The following is a 2,839-nucleotide window of genomic DNA, read 5'->3' on the forward strand; positions in this document are numbered from 1 at the left end:
TTTTATGGGATAATTTACATGAACTCGGATTTGATCAACAGTGGTTAGATAACCAATTAACTACCAATGGATATGATAATGTGAAGCGTATTCTCTACGCAGGTTGGCGAGAGAGTGAAGGCATACATGTAAGTCCTAAATAAAATTTGTTAGGATAAGAGCATATCAATTTTCTTGGTGAATATAAACTTTAGTCTTCAACAAATCGGGCGCTATTGTTGAATAATTCCCAATCTCTCAGTGATATAAATGAGATATTGGAATTTTTAATACTGGAATATCCTTAACGTTGTAAATATGTCAATTATCTTAACTTCGATGCTATTGGAATATCAAGGTTCTCACATCATTTACATGTATTCAACGTAAATACTAAATTATAAGATTTGTTTACTAGTTGTGTTTTGTTAAATTAAAACATCGTGAGTTGCATAAAATTATAACTTCTAAGCTATCCAAAAAACTACAAGGATATTAGTGTGCTTCTATTTCATTTGAAAACTCTAATTTCTTAATATCCTTCACTTTGGCTCTCCCTGGCTTGGATCCTTTTATACTTCCTTCTATGTGTGCTTAGATTTTATAAGCCTGGATTGAACTTCTCTGTATTAACACCTTCTAAAGTCAAAAATGTAGGCATCTTAGGTTCATATGTTGTATTTCATCTTTTAGCCATTCATAATCTAACATGTTTAGCCCTTCCCCGATTAACAATATGTCATCTTTCGCTTGGAGCACATAACCTTGAACCGTAACTTCGTGCTTTTCACTTTGCTTCTTTTCGTTTTCGGATTGTTGAATAATATATTCCGCTATTTTAGTAAGTTCCACACCATCCGGGCTCTGATCACACGCAGACCAACGATATTCACGCTTCGCCCCGTTAATGTATACCTTTAGATAATAATTCATGGAATCCTTGGACTCACATGTGGTCTCTAAATCCTTTTCAGCTAAGTAATTTGCAAACACTAATCTTTTATACACCTCTTGCTTGACACTTGCCGCCAGGACAAAATCACCTCTTACGCTTGTTTCGTTTGCACTGGTTACCTTTTTTGTCAGGTTCTTTGTATTAACTTCGTTTTTCCAGGTTTACTCCGTATTTCAGCTCATACTCAAAAAGATCCTGTTGACTCATGTTGTAGCTGATTTTTAAGATCTCTTTCTTTCCCAAAGATCCACCTTTACAAGTCGACTACGATGTAGGAAGTATTAGTGGATTTACTTCCTTAATCATATTGCTACAGCTATTGGTTCTTATTTCTCCACTCCCATACGTGTCTCTCGTGGTATCATTTTTTACTTCTAGAGATTCTCCGTTATATGTTAGATCTGTAAGAATTGGATCCCCTTCAGTCGTGTAGTGGACAATTCGTAAATCAGAGGGAACGCCATTCTTCATGTTAGAAGCCCTGCATTCTTTCCAACCCTTCAATGCTTCCATGGCTATTTAGGACATCTACATTTCCTACTCCCCTTACGTAAGGTTTGGTGCTATCTTTAACTGCTGACTGAGGTCCTCCGTTGGTACTAGTGCCATTCACTATCGTTCGTATTACAACCGGCTAGAGTGATAATTAAAATGATTAAGAGACTTATGTATGTCATTTCCTTCAGCTTCTCACGTCCTTTCTTGAGATTTGTACATAAAGGGGTACCAACAAACGCGGAAAACATACGGTAAGGAAATTCGGCTTTTTCAATAAACCTGTTAAAAGTTTTATAAACCTAACGCATCCTAATTTATTCTTTGTTTATGAGGAATTTATTCAGCATTTATACAAATTTGAAAGGCGCTTTCCTGATTGGGAAAGCTTCTTTTTAATGCTATAAACTTATCAGATAATCTCATAATTTTTATGTCCAATAACTGTTTTATCTCCTTCAAACTCCAGATCGGTTGTATTTTCAGTAACCGATACCATCACTGAATTCTGATAGATCTTTTCGACAATCCCCTTTACCCCAGACTTAAAAGAGATTTCGTCACCGACCCCTGCAATATTATTTATTTCCAATGTATGTCCCACCTTCACATAAATTATCTGTTGGATATTCCTTTTTTGTTATTACATTATATTCAATATTAGCTGAGCTGGTGAATTCAAAGAACGAATAGCAATAACTGGATGTTGGACCATTGATTCTTGATTTCGGGCCACTTATATAGTTGTTACGATAGAGAGCAATGATGGAACGATTCAAAAGAAAAAAGAGCCAATATCAAATTCAATATTGTGTATTCGATATTATTTATTATCCTGGTGAAATGATTACATCCTTATCACTAATCGAACGTAAAGATATACTGAATCAGTTGGAATTCAATTCTGAACGGATTGTACATGTTCAGTAGCCTCTTGCTCTTGTGGGGTCTTACCTACTGTCCTCCAGATAGACTCTAAGTGTGTTTGGGCTACTTGTATAACGCTTTTCTATAACAGAATTCATTAACTGAAAGAAATGACAATGAAATTTCCCGTATAGACTAACCAGTCTGGGCGGTGATTCCTGCTTAGAATATCACGTGTCCGAATACACCAAGGTGTGGTTTTCTTGAGAAGGCTGGAGGCTGTACAGGTGCTTAAAAGCAAGTGTGATTCCGGACGGCGCCAGTAAGACACTTCTTTGAAAATTAGTCAATAGTATATCGCATTTTGCATCAGTTATAAGCATTATAAAGTAACGAACAATGCGGACAAATGCTTACAAAGAAAGCTAATTCAAATAAGAAGAGATTGTAGCAATTGCAGATTGCAGTTTTTTACTATTCCTTTGGTACATTTCTTTTGATTCCGGATTTTCGGTTGAAAGAGCAAATAATTCCAAATCAGCC

Annotated in this window: 6 protein-coding genes; 2 read left to right on the top strand and 4 right to left on the bottom strand. The window is 35.9% G+C overall.

All coding sequences use genetic code 11. From position 1 onward, the window contains the following. Nucleotides 1-143: YetF domain-containing protein (locus F1560_RS22690; protein ID WP_149476027.1), on the top strand; the 143-nt coding region annotated here is incomplete at its 5' end. 481 nt (nucleotides 144-624) lie between these two features. Here F1560_RS22690 and F1560_RS22495 read toward each other — a convergent pair. From F1560_RS22495 to F1560_RS17985, 3 genes are all read right to left on the bottom strand, one after another. After that, on the bottom strand, nucleotides 625-972 hold the full coding sequence (locus tag F1560_RS22495) for a hypothetical protein (RefSeq protein ID WP_246811951.1): 348 nt from the start codon (nucleotides 970-972) through the stop codon (nucleotides 625-627). Between the two features lie 226 nt (nucleotides 973-1,198). After that, complete coding sequence (locus tag F1560_RS22500) at nucleotides 1,199-1,405, bottom strand: DUF4362 domain-containing protein (protein ID WP_245347662.1); 207 nt, start codon at nucleotides 1,403-1,405, stop codon at nucleotides 1,199-1,201. Nucleotides 1,406-1,841: 436 nt separating this feature from the next. Further along, the gene (locus F1560_RS17985; protein WP_245347661.1) at nucleotides 1,842-2,021 is read right to left on the bottom strand and encodes a DUF2187 family protein; all 180 of its coding nucleotides are present in this window, start codon (nucleotides 2,019-2,021) and stop codon (nucleotides 1,842-1,844) included. A gap of 173 nt (nucleotides 2,022-2,194) precedes the next feature. On the opposite strand from F1560_RS17985, the gene F1560_RS17990 reads away from it, so the two are divergent. Beyond that, entirely contained in the window at nucleotides 2,195-2,359 is a 165-nt protein-coding gene (locus F1560_RS17990) for an ATP-dependent DNA ligase (RefSeq protein WP_187773767.1), read from the top strand. 362 nt (nucleotides 2,360-2,721) lie between these two features. On the opposite strand, the gene F1560_RS17995 is transcribed toward F1560_RS17990, so the two are convergent. Beyond that, nucleotides 2,722-2,832, bottom strand: a complete 111-nt coding sequence (locus F1560_RS17995; RefSeq protein WP_342780262.1) for a DUF1657 domain-containing protein — start codon at nucleotides 2,830-2,832, stop codon at nucleotides 2,722-2,724. Between the last annotated feature and the right edge of the window lie 7 nt (nucleotides 2,833-2,839).

Origin of the sequence: Oceanobacillus polygoni (genome assembly GCF_008304605.1) — a bacterium.
In the GTDB taxonomy this organism is placed as follows: domain Bacteria; phylum Bacillota; class Bacilli; order Bacillales; family Amphibacillaceae; genus Oceanobacillus; species Oceanobacillus polygoni.